At 68.8% G+C, this 14347-nt stretch carries 13 protein-coding genes; 7 read left to right on the forward strand and 6 right to left on the reverse strand.

What is annotated here, in order from left to right:
• Positions 1-400: 400 nt before the first annotated feature.
• Positions 401-1486, forward strand: a complete 1086-nt coding sequence (locus EOE66_RS18895; RefSeq protein WP_128230303.1) for a hypothetical protein — start codon at positions 401-403, stop codon at positions 1484-1486.
• Between the two features lie 44 nt (positions 1487-1530).
• On the opposite strand, the gene EOE66_RS18900 is transcribed toward EOE66_RS18895, so the two are convergent.
• Positions 1531-2520 (reverse strand): GlxA family transcriptional regulator, encoded by a 990-nt coding sequence (locus EOE66_RS18900; protein WP_128230304.1) that lies wholly within the window; start codon positions 2518-2520, stop codon positions 1531-1533.
• Between the two features lie 132 nt (positions 2521-2652).
• Between EOE66_RS18900 and EOE66_RS18905 the strand changes: the two genes are divergently transcribed.
• On the forward strand, positions 2653-3846 hold the full coding sequence (locus EOE66_RS18905; RefSeq protein WP_128230305.1) for an acetylornithine transaminase: 1194 nt from the start codon (positions 2653-2655) through the stop codon (positions 3844-3846).
• A 40-nt stretch (positions 3847-3886) separates the two neighbouring features.
• Complete coding sequence (locus tag EOE66_RS18910) at positions 3887-4564, forward strand: glutathione S-transferase family protein (RefSeq protein ID WP_128230306.1); 678 nt, start codon at positions 3887-3889, stop codon at positions 4562-4564.
• 32 nt (positions 4565-4596) lie between these two features.
• Here the strand turns inward: EOE66_RS18910 and EOE66_RS18915 are convergent, their stop codons facing one another.
• The 4 genes from EOE66_RS18915 to EOE66_RS18930 form a co-directional block, all read right to left on the reverse strand.
• On the reverse strand, positions 4597-5352 hold the full coding sequence (locus EOE66_RS18915; protein WP_128230307.1) for a GGDEF domain-containing protein: 756 nt from the start codon (positions 5350-5352) through the stop codon (positions 4597-4599).
• An 84-nt stretch (positions 5353-5436) separates the two neighbouring features.
• Positions 5437-5823: a VOC family protein gene (locus EOE66_RS18920; RefSeq protein WP_128230308.1), complete on the reverse strand. Its 387-nt coding sequence runs from the start codon at positions 5821-5823 to the stop codon at positions 5437-5439.
• Positions 5820-6935, reverse strand: a complete 1116-nt coding sequence (locus tag EOE66_RS18925; protein ID WP_128230309.1) for an alkene reductase — start codon at positions 6933-6935, stop codon at positions 5820-5822. The genes EOE66_RS18920 and EOE66_RS18925 overlap by 4 nt, the downstream gene beginning before the upstream one ends.
• An 83-nt stretch (positions 6936-7018) precedes the next feature.
• Positions 7019-8452, reverse strand: a complete 1434-nt coding sequence (locus tag EOE66_RS18930; protein WP_128230310.1) for an NAD(P)-binding protein — start codon at positions 8450-8452, stop codon at positions 7019-7021.
• A gap of 189 nt (positions 8453-8641) precedes the next feature.
• On the opposite strand from EOE66_RS18930, the gene EOE66_RS18935 reads away from it, so the two are divergent.
• From EOE66_RS18935 to EOE66_RS18945, 3 genes are all read left to right on the forward strand, one after another.
• The gene (locus tag EOE66_RS18935) at positions 8642-9622 is read left to right on the forward strand and encodes a hypothetical protein (RefSeq protein WP_128230311.1); all 981 of its coding nucleotides are present in this window, start codon (positions 8642-8644) and stop codon (positions 9620-9622) included.
• 53 nt (positions 9623-9675) lie between these two features.
• Entirely contained in the window at positions 9676-10923 is a 1248-nt protein-coding gene (locus EOE66_RS18940; protein ID WP_128230312.1) for a spore maturation protein, read from the forward strand.
• 169 nt (positions 10924-11092) lie between these two features.
• A complete protein-coding gene (locus EOE66_RS18945) occupies positions 11093-11899 on the forward strand; it encodes a hypothetical protein (protein ID WP_128230313.1) in 807 nt (268 codons plus the stop codon).
• Between the two features lie 279 nt (positions 11900-12178).
• Here EOE66_RS18945 and EOE66_RS18950 read toward each other — a convergent pair whose 3' ends face one another.
• The gene (locus tag EOE66_RS18950; protein WP_128230314.1) at positions 12179-12844 is read right to left on the reverse strand and encodes an NBR1-Ig-like domain-containing protein; all 666 of its coding nucleotides are present in this window, start codon (positions 12842-12844) and stop codon (positions 12179-12181) included.
• Between the two features lie 463 nt (positions 12845-13307).
• Here EOE66_RS18950 and EOE66_RS18955 point away from each other — a divergent pair, with 463 nt between their 5' ends.
• On the forward strand, positions 13308-14345 hold the full coding sequence (locus EOE66_RS18955; protein WP_128230315.1) for a hypothetical protein: 1038 nt from the start codon (positions 13308-13310) through the stop codon (positions 14343-14345).
• Positions 14346-14347 lie beyond the last annotated feature (2 nt).

Here is a 14347-nt window from a genome sequence, read left to right on the forward strand (position 1 = left end):
TCAAGGCACCCCACACGGAGGCAAGGTGGATCCACACAGGCGGGCGCAGGGCGGTCATGGGCAAGGTCCTCGGCAGGCGGCGCTGGAAGCGTTGATGCACCCATGCTGCCGAGCGCCTCTGCAGCCGTCCGAAAAAAACCTAAAACCGCGGCGCTGCCCCCGCGATGCCCCAGTTCTCCTTCGGCGACACGTGGATCCAGGCGCGCGGCCGACCGGGTTGCGTTCGGGCTCGAACAGGTGGCCGGGCCGGTACCAGGCGGCCGTCCTCTGCCCCAAGTTGCCGGCCTTCCGGCGTGAAGACCGCGCCTCGTCCCGACGATGGAGGCGCGCCGACAGCGGGATGGTCCCCGCGAGCCCGTGCTGCCACACTCGGCCGACCAACCGCCTCCAGGAGACACGCATGCCAGCAAGCCATCCGCTCCCTACCGCCCGCCCAGTGGTGGCCGCGCTGCTGGCGCTGCTGCCCCCGCTGCTGGTGCCCCTGCAGGCCGGCGCCCAGCCCGATTGCGGCACGCCCGGCACCATGACCGTGAAGACGGCCGACGGCAAGGGCACCACCCAGACCGCCACGCGCGTGTTCGCGGATGGTTCGGTGGCCGTGCGCGCACGGCTGGCGGTCAACCCCGATGGGGGCGCTGCGTCGTACACCGCCGGTGACGCCGGGTTCACCTACATCGCCAACGGCCTGGACCGCTGGGCCGACGGCAAGACCACCAGCTGCCAGGCCGGCGGCTGCCGCCCCGATTTCCTGAAGGCCGAGCAGATGGGCTTCGGTGCCGGCTCGCCGGCCTTCTGCGTCTATGCCATCGAGGTCGAGCCCTTCACCGCAGGCGGCAGCCGCACGGCCTGCGGGGCGGGCAAGTGGGTGGTGGGCAACGGCCTGGGCAAGCCCAAGCCCGGTCCGGTGGTGGAGGGCCTCGCGGGCCAGCCGGTGCAGACCTACCGCTCGATGACGTCCGTCACGCACCGCGTAGCCGGCGAGACGCGCTACCTGGACGCCGAGGCGCTGCCCATCGCCGTGGCGCCGGCGCGCGAGTACATGGGCAAGCTGGTGTGGGTGGGCGGCGCGGGCTTTCAGCCGGCCCTCGCCCTCATCGGCGACCGCGGCCCGGCCTTCGGCGAAGGGTCGATCGCGCTGCACCAGCTGCTGCGCACCGGCACCGTCACACCGCAGAAGCCGGGCCCCATCCCGCGCGAGCAGCGCTGCGGGCCGGGCGAACTGGCCCTGAAGCCCCCGTTCGTCTCGCGCCCCGGCGGCGGCAGCGCCGACCGCTGCCGGCCGGGCCGCACGCCAACGACGCCGTCAGACGTGCGCGCCTACCAGGGCATCGACGCCGTGCTCGACTACGTGATCCTGGGCCAGGCCACGCTGCCGCGCAAAGGCATGGCGGTGCAGGAAGAGGTTTCGCTGCAGTCGATGGCCGCCGCCGCCGCGGCCTACACGCCGGAACGCATCCAGCAGATGCTGGCCTGCCTGCCGAAGTGAGAGGCCCCTGCACGCCGGGTGCCGCCGGATCTGCGCAGCCGCCCTCAGGCCGCTGACAGCCCCTTCCTGAACGCCGCCGGCGGGCGGCCTAGCAGCCGCTGGAAAGATCGGCGCATGCGCTCGGTGCTGCCAAAGCCGCAGCCGGTGGCCACGCGCTGCACCGAGGGCTCGCCACCTTCCAGCGCAGCGCGCGCGGCGTCCACGCGCAGGCGTTCGATGGCGTGGGCCGGCGTGGTGCCGGTCTCGGCGCGGAAGCAGCGCGCGAAGTGGCGCGGGCTCATGCAGGCCATCGCGGCCAAGGCCTCGACGCTGAGATCTTCATGCAGCCGGTGGCGCACCTGCTCCAGCAGCGTGCCGAAGCGGCCCTCGGGCCGCTGCAGCTCGAGCAGCGGCGAGAACTGCGATTGCCCGCCCGGCCGCCGCCGCTCCACCACCAGCTGCCGCGCGGCCTCACGCGCGAGGTCTTCGCCGTGGTCGTGCGCCAGCAGCGCCAGGCAGAGGTCGATGCCGGCGGTCATGCCGGCGCTGGTCCAGATCTCGGGCAGGGCGGGCGCCGTGGCACCGCGGCGGCGGCGGGCGGGCTCGCGCACGTAGACGCGGTCGGGCTGCAGCTGCACCGCCGGAAAGTCGCAGGCGAACTGCCGGCTGCGCGACCAGTGCGTGGTGGCACCGCGCTCGTCCAGCAAGCCGGCGGCCGCCAGCACCAGGCTGCCGCTGCAGATGCTGGCGATGCGCGCGCCCGAACGGCCGGCGCGCTGCAGCCAGGCGAGCAGCCGCGCATCGGCGCAGGCGGCATCGACACCGTCACCGCCGATCACCATCACCAGGTCGCCTTCGCCCAGCTGCCGCGGCAAGCCCTGCACCGGCCAGGCCACACCGGCCGAACTGCGCGCCTGCGGCGGCGCACTGGCCACCAGGCGCCAGCGGTAGCTGCCCGGGCGCTGCAGCACGGCCACCTCGAACACGGCCATGGGCCCGGCCAGATCGAGCTGCTGGAAACCGGGGAAGAGCACGAAGGTGATGCGACAGGCCATGGGCGGGATGATGCCGCGCTGCGGAAGCTACTGCCATGGCGGAAAAGGTGGGAACAGCGTCATGGTCGCCACGGTGGTGTTTCGGCACAGTGCGCTGTGCAGCAGATGGATTTCGACTGGAGCAGGCAAGCCATGAACCTCACCGCGCAAGACCCGGGGCAGGCCCTGATCACCATCACGCAGCGGCCCGCGGCCGTGTTCGTGGAAGGGCAGGGCTCGTGGCTCGTGGACGAGCGCGGGCGCCGCTACCTCGATCTGGTGCAGGGCTGGGCCGTCAACAGCCTGGGCCACAGCCCGGCGGTGGTGGCCCAGGCGCTGGCTGCGCAGGCGCAGCGCCTGGTGAACCCCGGCCCGGCCTTCCACAACCGGCCGATGCTGGCGCTGGCCGAGCGGCTGGCGGGCCTGGGCTGCTTCAGCCGCGTGTTCCTCGCCAGCTCGGGTGCCGAGGCCAACGAAGGCGCCGTGAAGCTGGCGCGGCGCTGGGGCCAGAAGATGCGCGGCGGCGCGCACGAGATCATCGGCTTCGAAGGCGGCTTCCACGGCCGCACGCTGGCGATGATGGCGGCTTCGGGCAAGCCCGGCTGGGACACGCGCTACCCGCCCATGCCCACGGGTTTTGCCAAGGCGCGCTTCAACGACCTGCGCTCGGTGGAAGCCGCCATCACGCCGGCCACGGTGGCCGTGATGATCGAACTCGTGCAGGGCGAAGCCGGCGTGAACATCGCCGACCCCGGCTTCGTGCGCGAGCTGCGTGCGCTCACGCAGGCGCGCGGGCTGCTGCTCATCGTGGACGAGGTGCAGACCGGCATCGGCCGCTGCGGCGTGGCCTTCGCGCACGGGCTCTACGGCATCGAGCCCGACGTGATGACGCTGGCCAAAGGCCTGGGCGGCGGCGTGCCGCTGGCGGCCCTGCTGTGCCAGGAGCGCCTGAACTGCTTCGAGCCCGGCGACCAGGGCGGCACCTACTGCGGCAACCCGCTGATGGCCGCGGTGGGGCTGGCGGTGGTGAACGAGGTCTGCCGCGAAGACTTCCTGGCGCAGGTGCGCGCCCGCGCTCGGCAACTGAGTGTGGGCCTGCAAGCCTTGGTGCAGGCGCACGGCCTCGTGGCCGAACGCGGCGCCGGCCTGCTGCGGGCGCTGGTGCTGCCCACGGCCCGCGCCGACGCGGTGGTGGGCGCTGCGCGCGACTTGCAACCGCACGGCTTGCTGCTGAACGCACCGCGCCCCAACCTGCTGCGGCTGATGCCGGCACTGAACATCAGTGAAGACGAAGTGGCGCTGGCCCTGCATCTGCTGGACCATGCGCTGCGCGAGGCGACAGAATGAAGCTCCACCAAACCATCGCCCTTCGACGAAGGCTGCCGCCATGCTGAAGTTCTATTTCTCGCTCGCCCCCAACCCCATGAAGGTGGCGCTGTTCCTGGAAGAAGCCGGCCTGCCTTACGAGGCCATTCCGGTGGACACGCGCAAAGGCGAGCAGCACCTGCCGGCCTTCACCGCGCTGAACCCGAACGCCAAGGTGCCCGTCATCGTGGACGGTGACACCACGGTCTTCGACAGCTCGGCCATCCTGCTGTACCTGGCCGAGAAGACCGGCCAGTTCCTGCCCGCCGCGCAAGACCGGGGCGCGCTGCTCTCGTGGATGATGTTCGTGGCCTCGGGCATCGGCCCCTTCACGGGCCAGTGCGTGCACTTCAAGCATTACGCGCCCGAGAAGCTGCCCTACGCGCTGCAGCGTTACGAGTTCGAGGCCTGGCGGCACTGGAAGATTCTCGAAGCCCACCTCGCCCGCCGAACCTGGATGCTGGGCGACAGCTACAGCGTGCTGGACATGGCCGTGTGGGGCTGGGCCCGCGCGGTGCCCTTCGCGCTGGGGCCCGAGGCCTGGGCGCAACTGCCGAACGTCAAGCGCCTGCTCGACGCCGTGACAGAGCGCCCCGCAGCGCAGCGCGCGGCCGCCTTGAAGGACAAGCACAGCTTCAAGACCGAGATGGACGACGAGGCGCGCCGCGCGATGTTTCCGCACCTCGTGGCCGGGCAGTGAGCCAGCACCCGCCAGGGTGCTTCTAGCGCGGCTCAGCCCGCCTGCACCACCACACGGTTCTTGCCGCCCGCCTTGGCCAGGTACATGGCCTTGTCGGCGCGGGCGATCAGGGTGTCGAAGCTGTCGGCAGCCGCCGCCTCGCTCAGGCCGATGGACACGGTGCAACGCAGCCGCCGGCCGCCGGGCAGCCGCGCGTCCATCTGCTCCACGGCCTTGCGCACGCGCTCGGCCAGCACGGCGGCATCGGCCAGCGTGGTGTCCGGCAGCATCAGCGCGAACTCCTCCCCGCCCCAGCGTGCCACCAGGTCGGTGCGGCGCAGTTCGCGGGGCAGCGTGACACCCATCGCCTGCAGCACGGCATCGCCGCCGCTGTGGCCGTGTTCGTCGTTGATGCGCTTGAAGTCGTCGATGTCGAGCAGCATCGCCACCAGCTGGCGCCCGGCGCGCTGCGACAGCGCCAGCTCACGCTGGCCGATCTCGGTGAAACGGCGCCGGTTCATCAGCGCCGTGAGCTCGTCGTTCCAGGCCAGGGCCTGCGCCTGCTGGCGCGCGAGTTCCACCTCGCGCAGCAGGTGCACGATCCAGCCCCCGATGGGCGCCGACACCAGCACCGGGGCGGTGATCGCCACGGTGAGGCTGCGCCTGAAGCTGGGGCCATAGGGCAGGCCCATCAGTTCGGTCAGCAGGAAGAGCGCCCCGACCGACGACGCCACGCTCAGCGCCACGATCAGCGGAATGGACACCCACAAGGGCTGCCTGACGAAGAATCCTTGCAGGCCGGGTCGCATGTTGGGAATTTCGGCAGCGGCGCGCGGCGCTTGAGGAAGTCTGCGGCCCGGGCCCTGGCCCGGCGCGCACCCTGCTGGCCTGGCTCACTGCCCTGCCGGCGGCTCCCAAAGCTCGATCTTGTTGCCTTCGGGGTCGAACACCCAGCCGAACTTGCCGAACTCCGAAGCTTCGACCTTGTCGTCGACCTGGCAGCCTTCCAGCCGCAACTGGGCCAGCAGCGCGTGCAGGTCGTCGACGCGGTAGTTGATCATGAAGCTGGCCGTGCTGGGCGCGAAGTAGGCGGTGTCGGCCTTGAAGGGGCTCCACACCGTGGTGCCGGTGCCCGTGGGGTTGTCGGGCGAGGCCCAGCGGAAGGCGGCGCCGCCCCAGTCCTCCACGGCGATGCCCAGGTGCTGCCGGTACCAGGCGCCCAGGGCCTGCGGGTCCTGCGCCTTGAAGAAGATGCCGCCGATGCCGGTGACGCGTTTCATGCGCAAGGCTCCTGTTCGCTGCCGGCGGCCGCGGCCGCATTCAGCCGCGGGTAATCGGTGTAGCCCGCGGCGCCCAGGCCATAGTAAGTCCTGGGGTCGGGCTCGTTCAAGGCGGCGCCGGCGCGCAGGCGTTCCACGAGGTCGGGGTTGGCGATGTAGGCGCGGCCGAAGGCGACGGCATCGGCGCTGCCTTCATCCAGCGCCGCCTGCGCCGTGGCGGCAGTGAAGCCGCCATTGCGCAGGAGCACGCCGGGAAAGTGCTGGCGTGCCACCGCCGCGATGCGGCGCTCGCTCGCCAGCGCCGGGTCCATGTGGCGCAGTTCCAGGCAGGCGATGCGCCGCCGGCCCAGTTGCTGCGCCAGGTGCGCCACCAGCGCCTCGGGGTCGCTGTCCTGCAGATCGTTGCTGCCGGCCAGCGGCGACAGACGCACGCCCACGCGGTCGGCCCCCGCCTCGGCAATGGCGGCATCGGCGCATTCCAGCAAGAGGCAGGCGCGGTTCTCGAGGCTGCCGCCGTAACGCTCGAAGCCCGGGCCGCGGCGGTCGTTCACGCCGTCTCGCAGGAACTGGTCGAGCAGGTAGCCGTGAGCCCCGTGCAGCTGCACGCCGTCGAAGCCGGCCTGCAGTGCGCGGCGCGTGGCCTGGCGGAAGAGTTCGACGATGCCCGGCAGTTCGTCGTCACGCAGGCGGCGTGGGGTTTCGTAGGGCTGCTTGCCACTGGGCGTGTTGATGAGGCCCTGGATGGCACGCTCGCCGCTGCTGATGGGTTGCACGCCGCCGTTCAGGCTGCTGTGCGCCGAGCGGCCCGGGTGCCAGATCTGCAGCTGGATGCGCCCGCCGGCGGCATGCACCGCGTCCGTCACCCTGCGCCAGCCCTGCACGCAGGCTTCATCGAAGATGCCGGGCTCGCCGGTGAAGGCGCAGCCATCGGCCGCCACCATGGTGGCCTCGGCGATCAGCAGGCCGGCGCTGGCGCGCTGCGCATAGTGCTCGGCCATCAAGGCGTTGGCGATGTGGCTGCGGCCCGCGCGGGTGCGCGTCAGCGGGGCCATGACGATGCGGTTGGGCAGCGTCAGCGCGCCCATCGGCAAGGGGTCGAAAAGTGTCGGCATGCAGGAAGCGGGTGTCGGGAATCTGGAATCGGGAATCGGGGTGGGTCCGGGGCAAGGGCTGCAGGCCGCACGCCCACGCCCCTTCAGGCCGGGGCCTGCAGTCCGGCCAGCAGCCGCTGTGCGTTGGCCATGGCCGGGGCCAGGGTCTGGCGCAGTTCGCCCAGCACCGCCATTTTCTCGGCATCGTCGCGGCTCACCTCGGCCGCCAGCTGGCCGAAGCCATCCAGCCGCGTGCCGCGCATCCAGTCGCGCAGCGCCTTGTCCTGGTTCCAGGCGTGCTGGTTCATCTGGCTCACCAGCGTGGCGGCGATGTAGCCCTCCACCCCGCTCGGGAAAGGCGCCGGCCGGCACAGCGCGTTGCGCGTGGCGTCATCCGGGTAGTTCGCCTCGACGTAGGCGCACACCGCGGCACTGAAGGTGACCAGCGGCACCCGCACCAGCTGCGGCACGATGCGGCCGGGCTGGAAGATGGGTTCGTTGCGGCGCGCACGCACCGCCGAGGCGGTGCAGTTCACGTACACCAGGCCCGGCGGCATGGCCACGCGGCCCTGCGCCATCACCAGCGCGTCGGGCTCGATGGCCTGCACGCGGCCGCGGCGGATGACCTGCGTGATCTGCCGCAGCAGCCGCACCTCGGCCTCGGCCAGCGTGGCGTAATGGAACATGCGCGGCGTCTGCGTGGGGTCGATGCGCAGCATCTGCCCGGTGGATTCCAGCCGCAGGAAGAGGTCTTGCACGTCGCGCGCCGCCGCAAAGGCGCGCATCTGATCCAGCATCCCGCCCATCGAGGCCATGAAGAACTCGGCCCCGGGCTGCGTGGTCAGGCGGTTGACGAGCCACGAGTCGCGCGGCACCACCCAGTGGATGCGCTCGGGCGGCACGCCCTGCGACAGCAGCCAAACGCCCGTGTCCATCGCCGTCTTGCCGGCGCCCACGATGCAGTAGCCGGCGGGGGGCTCGGCGGCCTGGGCGGGGTGGCCGATCTGCGCCAGCTGCGTGGGTGAGAGCAGGCGCACCCCCGCGGCCACGTGGTAGGCCGGCGGCGTAGTGGCGGGCACCTCGGGCATGAAGTGCGCGGCGTCCACCACTCGGCGGCGCACGGTGATCTCGGTGACGGCGCCACTCAGCAACGACACCGCCTGCGCGCGCTCGCCCGGCTGGCCCCGGCATTCGTGCAGCGGCAGGAAGTGCACACGCCCGCTGGGCAGCAGCCGGCGCTGCATCACCTGCTGGAAGTAGCTGCAGACCTCGGCGCCGGTGGCCTGCTCGTAGAGGCCGGCGTTGGGGCCCAGCGTGTCCTTGCGGCCGCTGCCCAGCGGCAGCGAGTTGACGCCGTAGAAGGCCGAAGGCTGGTGCAGCGTGACGAAGGGGTAGGCGTCGTTCCAGTGCCCGCCGGGCAGGGCGCGGCGGTCAACGAAGGTGATGTGCGCGTCGCTGTGCGCCAGCAGGGTGTCGGCAAAGGCCAGGCCGGTGGCACCGGCGCCAATGACGAGGTAGTCGGTCTGCAAGGCGGGCATGCGGGCTCCAGGCGATCGGGATGGCTGCATGCTAGGCGCGAGCAGGCGGCAGGGGCCTAGGGATTTGCAGGCCTGCAGCCAGCGGCCGGGGGTGGACGGGGCCCGGGGCGGCGGCAAGAATGAATCCGTCTCCGGCAACGCGGCTGGCGCCGGGGCGCCCCAGATCCACCGGCCCGCAGGAGACCCCCGATGCAGCCCCGACGCACCCTTCGCACCGTCTCTGGCCTGCTGGCCGTGGCCTTGAGCCTGCCCTCGGCCAGCGCCTGGGCCGGCCCCGCTGACGAACTGCGCGACCTCGTCGGCGCCAGGGGCGCCGGCGGCGAGGCCGAGCTGGAGCGCCGCGGCTACACCCACATCGACACCAGCAAGTCGAGCAACGCAGCCTTCAGCTACTGGTGGCACAACGGCAAGCGCAGCTGCATCCGCGTGACCACGCGCGAAGGCCGCTACCAGGCCCTGGCCGATGCCGACGCTTCGGACTGCGGGCAGACCAGGAAGGAAGGCGGCATGAGCGACGGCGCCAAGGTGGCCGTGGGCGCTGCCGCGCTGCTGGGCATCGCCGCGCTGGCCCACAAATCGCACCACCGCGACGACCGCGACTACAACGAGCAGCAAACCGCCGATTTCGAGCGCGGCTACCGCGACGGGCTCTACAACAACAGCTACCACAGCCGCGGCAGCGGCAGCGAATACAGCGACGGCTACAACAAGGGCGTGGAAGAGCGCCGGCAGCAATCGAGCTACCGGCAGTTCAACGACGGCGCCGGCTGGACCCGCTGCGCCAGCGAAGACCAGTACTGCAAGGTCAATGGCACGGCGCGCGTGCGCTACGGTGCCGACAACCGCTACGAGTACCGCAACGTCACGGGCGGCATCCAGTGCTCGTACAAGATCTTCGGCGACCCGGCCTACGGCGTGCACAAGACCTGCGAGTACATGCCCACCGGCGGCGGCTACGGCAGCGTGAACCACGGCAGCGGCTGGGAGTACTGCGGCTCCGAAGGCGGCTACTGCAGCTTCAACGGCCCGGGTGAGGTGCGCTACGGCGTCAACGGCAAGTTCATCGTGCGCCGCGCGAACAACGGCATGCCCTGCGACGTGAACACCTTCGGCGACGACCCGGCCTACGGCCAGAAGAAGAGTTGCTTCGTGCGGCGCAGCGGGCGCTAGCCGGCCCGCCGGCGCCAGCCAACGCGGGCCTGCGGGGCCGCTAAAGTCGCACGATGGTCCTGAACATCATCTGGGTGGGGTTCATCCTCATCGGCTTCCTCGTGGCCCTGGTCAAGCTGGCCCAGGGCGACATGCTGATCTTCACGAAGATCATGACCGGCCTCTTCGACACCGCGAAGACCGGCTTCGACATCTCGCTGGGCCTGGTGGGCGTGATGAGCCTGTGGCTGGGCATCATGAAGATCGGCGAGCACGCCGGGATGATCACGCTCTTCGCCAAGGGCCTGGACCCGCTGTTCCGCCGCATCTTCCCCGAGATACCTCGCGCGCACCCGGCCGGCGGCAGCATCGTGATGAACTTCAGCGCCAACATGCTGGGGCTGGACAACGCGGCCACGCCGCTGGGCCTGAAGGCCATGCGCGAGCTGCAGGAGATCAACCCCAACAAGGAGGTCGCCAGCAACCCGATGATCATGTTCCTGGTGCTCAACACCGCGGGCATCACGCTGATCCCCACCTCGGTGATCGCCATCCGCCAGAGCATGGCCGCCAGCCAGGGGCTGACCAACTTCAACGCCGCCGACATCTTCCTGCCCACGTTGATCGGCACCTTCATCTCCTTCGCGGCGGGGCTGATCGCGGTGGCCTACGTGCAGCGCATCAAGCTGCTGCAGTGGCCCATCGTGGCCTTCTTCGGCGGCTTCGCGGCGCTGATGGGGCTGATGTACCTGGGCCTGCGCGGCCTGCCGCCGGCCGAGATGAGCGCCACCATCGGGCTCATCGGCAGCCTGGTGATCTTCGGCGTGATCGTGCTCTTCGTCGGCGTGGGCGCGGCGCGGCGCATCAACGTCTACGAGTCTTTCGTCGAAGGCGCGAAAGAAGGCTTCGGCGTGGCCATCACCATCATTCCCTACCTCATCGCCATCCTGGTGGCGATCTCGGTCTTCCGCACGACGGGCTGCATGGACTTCATCGTGGGTGGCATCGGCGCGGCCGTGGTGGCCCTGGGCATGAACGCCGACTTCGTGCCGGCGCTGCCGGTGGGGCTGATGAAGACGCTGTCGGGCAGCGGCGCGCGCGGCCTGATGGTGGACGTGATGACGACCTACGGCGTCGATTCCTTCCAGGGCAAGCTGGCGGCCATCATCCAGGGCTCTACCGAAACCACCTTCTACGTGCTGGCGGTCTACTTCGGCAGCGTCAACATCCGCAAGACGCGCTACGCGTTGAGCTGCGGCCTCTTCGCCGATTTCGTGGGCGTGGTGGGCGCCATCCTCGTGGGCTATGCCTTCTTCCACTGAGCCAAGACCAGGCGCACGCAGCGCTGCTTTGCACATGATCTCGAACCTCCCTGCCGTCCGCACGCCCAGCACCCGATCCTCAGCCGCGAAGCGCCGGCTGGCGGGACCCTCGGCCACTTTGCGGGCACAGGCATGGGCGCCGGCACTGGCTGCGGGTCTGGCGCTGGCCATGGCCACCAGCCCGGCCGGGGCCAGCACCGCCACCCCGACGCAGACCGCGGTGCAGGGCAACATCAGCGCCGCGCAAGCTTACGAACAGGCGCTGCGCGAGCACATGAGGTTCTTCCGGGACCAGGTGCTGAAGCAGGCGGCAAGGCCGAGCTACCAGCTCGAACTCGTGTGGGGCGTGGTGCCGGCCATCGGCACCATCGTCGATCTCGACCCGGCCAACCAGGCCGACCAGGACACCTCCTGCGTCGTGCCCAAGGCCGCGCTGCCCGAAGAGCAGCTCATCCGTGAAGTGCCGATGTACACCGAGGTGCAGGCAACCTCGGGCAGCCTGAACCTCCCGCTGATCGGCCTGGCGCTGGAAAAGCTGAAGATGTTCAGCGTGGCCGGCAGCCAGAAGCAGACCCTGCAGTACGGCATCGCCGACACCCGCCAGGTGCTGCTCAGCCCGCAGGCGCTGGAACGCCACTTCAAGACCAGCGCAGCCTGCAAGGAAGCGCTGCTGGGCGACGAGACCCAGACCGTGCTGGTGGTGCGGGGCCTGATCTACGGGCGCGAGACCTTCGAGACCGACGCCACCGCGTCGGCCAGTGCCACCCTGGGCAACCAGGTGGTGGGCGGCATGTCGCTGAAGATCGATCCGTCCACGAAGAAGGCCGTCATCGCCGACACCGTGGCCAAGCCGAAGTTCTTCATCGTCAGCGCCGTCAAGCGCGGCCAGCGCGGCAGCAAGATGGAGGACATCTTCTCCGCACCCAGCGAAGACGAGATGCGCCGCTTCCGCGAGGCGCTGCAGCGGCGGCGCTGACGGCCCGGCTCCCAAGACCGGATGAGACCGTGCGCCGGGTCAGTCGCGACGCACGTCGCAAGAATTCGACTGAACGATGGGTGCCGCAGGGCGCAGCTCAACGTCAGTCCACCGGAGGCGCAGCGCACCCAGTCGTGACACCACCTTGGTTGGTGGCAGCCACAGCGATGGATGTCCCCATCAAGCTTGAAATTCCGACGCGCCAGTGTGTTGCATCCTTTCAGGCCTTGCGATCAGCTAAGCGCAATGATGCAGAGAGCTCGCATCCAGCCGGCCGCATCAGCCCAGCTCGTCACCTGCGGCGCGCGAACTGATCACGCTCACACAGCAACTCAGACCTACCGCCTTCGGAAAACAGAGACGGCCGTCCGCGTGATGGCTCTTCCAGTACGAGACGCAAGTGCCGGGAGCGTCTGGCGCTCGGAAGTCAACAGAAAGTTCCACGATCGCACCGGGTGCTGTGTATGGCACCGCAACCTGTTGGACCGTTGGCCGCAGCCGCTGCGCGACAACGAGCCTCTCGCCGCTCTTCGTCATGACGAGCAGTTCATCGTCCATGCAGTTCAGATAGCGGTCCTCCCATGGCACCGACCCTACGTTCTGCACGGCCCAAGTCTTGGTAAAGGTACTGCCAACCATCACCGGGTGGCCGTCTGGGATGGTGACGTCAGCAACGAACGCGCTCTTGTCGCCGCGTTGACGATAGGCCTGTTGCTGACGTGCTGGAAGCTCCAGATCTTCAAACACCAGCTGCATCAGCCGCAACGGGTGGACCTTGAGCACCAATGCAAGCTGAACCAAGGTCTCGATTGCGGGTAGGCCGCCACCATGAGTCCCTGCACTGAGGATCGTCTGCCTGCTCTTGCCTGAACGACGTGCCAGCTCACTGCTGGTCAGCCCCAGTTCCTTGCAGCGATCCCGAAGGTACCGTCCCAAAGCATTCAAACAGCGCTACTCCTCCAGAAATCGTGGACCACTTACAGGTGAGGGCTGAGGGGTAGCGCGGCTTGACAAACGGATGAGCTGCTAGCCCCTACCCCTGCAAATGCGGGATCAATGGACGAAGGCCGCCGCGAGGTTGTCCAACGGAATGGACAAGCGAGATGCTAGCTTGAGCATCCAAGCGTGCAGGCTACCAAGTCCCTCTCTGTTGCAAGGTGACTTGTCGCTCGGCTCGCACAAACTTGTTTTCGGAGTTGACGGAAGGCGTGTGTTGGGTCGACCCCGGCAACGTCCGCGAGTTCGCTCCTCAAGTGGATCGCAAAGGGAAGAACTGGCGCCCGAATCAGTACAAGCCGCAACTGCAACCAGCGCGTCAATCATTGGACGATCCGTATCAGGAGCTGGATTGTCGAAGTGGCATACAAAGACCGGCAACCCTTTCGGACCATTAACGTGAAGGCTGTGTATGAAGGCTCTGATCGAAAATCGCAAATCACAGCGCAGGCTGCTGCTTCCAGCAGGACTGCTGTCGCTGGCGATCGTGACAGTATTCGCTTCCTCCGCCTTGCATGCACAAGACGCGGGTAACGCGGTACCGCCTCAATCCAGCGCTGTGGCAGCAAGGCCTGCGGGCGAGGACGCAGGGAGCAAGGGACTGGGTGCACTGCTCTTGCTGGCTTTGAAACAACAGTTCTACTACAGCGTGACCAGTTCTTCGGCTAGCTGGTTCAACTGGCTATTCGGCAAGGTGCAGCCGCCAGGATCTCCCTCAGGAGCTGCGTCGCCAAGTTACTCGACCCTACCGGCACAAGCAGTACCGTACCAACCAGCGGGCGCGATGACGATCAGCGACCCTGCCGGCGGCCCGCCCCAGACATTTCCCAGCGCGGATCAGCAGGCATACGGCGTTCAACTCGCAGTTGAGCAACCGATGTTGGGCATGAAGGCCGTTTTCCTGAATGGTCCGCAAGCAGACGCGCTGCCTCGCCCAACCGAGCCAGAGGTACCTTTGATGTCGCGTGAGGGTCAGCCGTTGAGCCTGACCGTTTACTCAGGAGATGTATTTGCGCTCTACTTCATACCGACCACGCCTGGCTTGGTACGGCTGACGAGCATCGACGCAACGCGCTCGCAGGTGCTAGACACGTATGTCGTCGAGCCGGGGGGCAGCAACCGCTTGCCTCGTGAGCGTCGCGGGGGCATTCAGGTCGACAACAACCCTGGCGACGAGATCTTGCGTATCGAGTACGAACCATGCCTGCCTGAAGCTATTGCCATGCAAGCCAACCTATTGCCGTTTCGCGGCAAGCTGCCGCGTTGCGAAAAGCTCATCACTGGCGCGCGTGGCGCATTAGCAAGCAGCGCTGCCGTACGCGGGTTGACGCTGACTGTCCCGGCGACCTCCGGAAACACCAATGTAGGTGTGCTTGGCACGGGTAAAGACTTTGCACCAGGCCAAGTGATCGTGCATGACATCACTGTGCGTCATTTCCGTCGTCTATGAAA

The organism is Rubrivivax rivuli, assembly GCF_004016505.1.
GTDB lineage: Bacteria > Pseudomonadota > Gammaproteobacteria > Burkholderiales > Burkholderiaceae_C > Rubrivivax > Rubrivivax rivuli.

Bases quoted from the DNA above. Each gene is read 5' to 3' on its own strand.
- EOE66_RS18895 (WP_128230303.1), top strand. From the start codon at position 401: ATGCCAGCAAGCCATCCGCTCCCTACCGCCCGCCCAGTGGTGGCCGCG.
- EOE66_RS18900 (WP_128230304.1), bottom strand. From the start codon at position 2,520: ATGGCCTGTCGCATCACCTTCGTGCTCTTCCCCGGTTTCCAGCAGCTC.
- EOE66_RS18905 (WP_128230305.1), top strand. From the start codon at position 2,653: ATGAACCTCACCGCGCAAGACCCGGGGCAGGCCCTGATCACCATCACG.
- EOE66_RS18910 (WP_128230306.1), top strand. From the start codon at position 3,887: ATGCTGAAGTTCTATTTCTCGCTCGCCCCCAACCCCATGAAGGTGGCG.
- EOE66_RS18915 (WP_128230307.1), bottom strand. From the start codon at position 5,352: ATGCGACCCGGCCTGCAAGGATTCTTCGTCAGGCAGCCCTTGTGGGTG.
- EOE66_RS18920 (WP_128230308.1), bottom strand. From the start codon at position 5,823: ATGAAACGCGTCACCGGCATCGGCGGCATCTTCTTCAAGGCGCAGGAC.
- EOE66_RS18925 (WP_128230309.1), bottom strand. From the start codon at position 6,935: ATGCCGACACTTTTCGACCCCTTGCCGATGGGCGCGCTGACGCTGCCC.
- EOE66_RS18930 (WP_128230310.1), bottom strand. From the start codon at position 8,452: ATGCCCGCCTTGCAGACCGACTACCTCGTCATTGGCGCCGGTGCCACC.
- EOE66_RS18935 (WP_128230311.1), top strand. From the start codon at position 8,642: ATGCAGCCCCGACGCACCCTTCGCACCGTCTCTGGCCTGCTGGCCGTG.
- EOE66_RS18940 (WP_128230312.1), top strand. From the start codon at position 9,676: ATGGTCCTGAACATCATCTGGGTGGGGTTCATCCTCATCGGCTTCCTC.
- EOE66_RS18945 (WP_128230313.1), top strand. From the start codon at position 11,093: ATGGCCACCAGCCCGGCCGGGGCCAGCACCGCCACCCCGACGCAGACC.
- EOE66_RS18955 (WP_128230315.1), top strand. From the start codon at position 13,308: ATGAAGGCTCTGATCGAAAATCGCAAATCACAGCGCAGGCTGCTGCTT.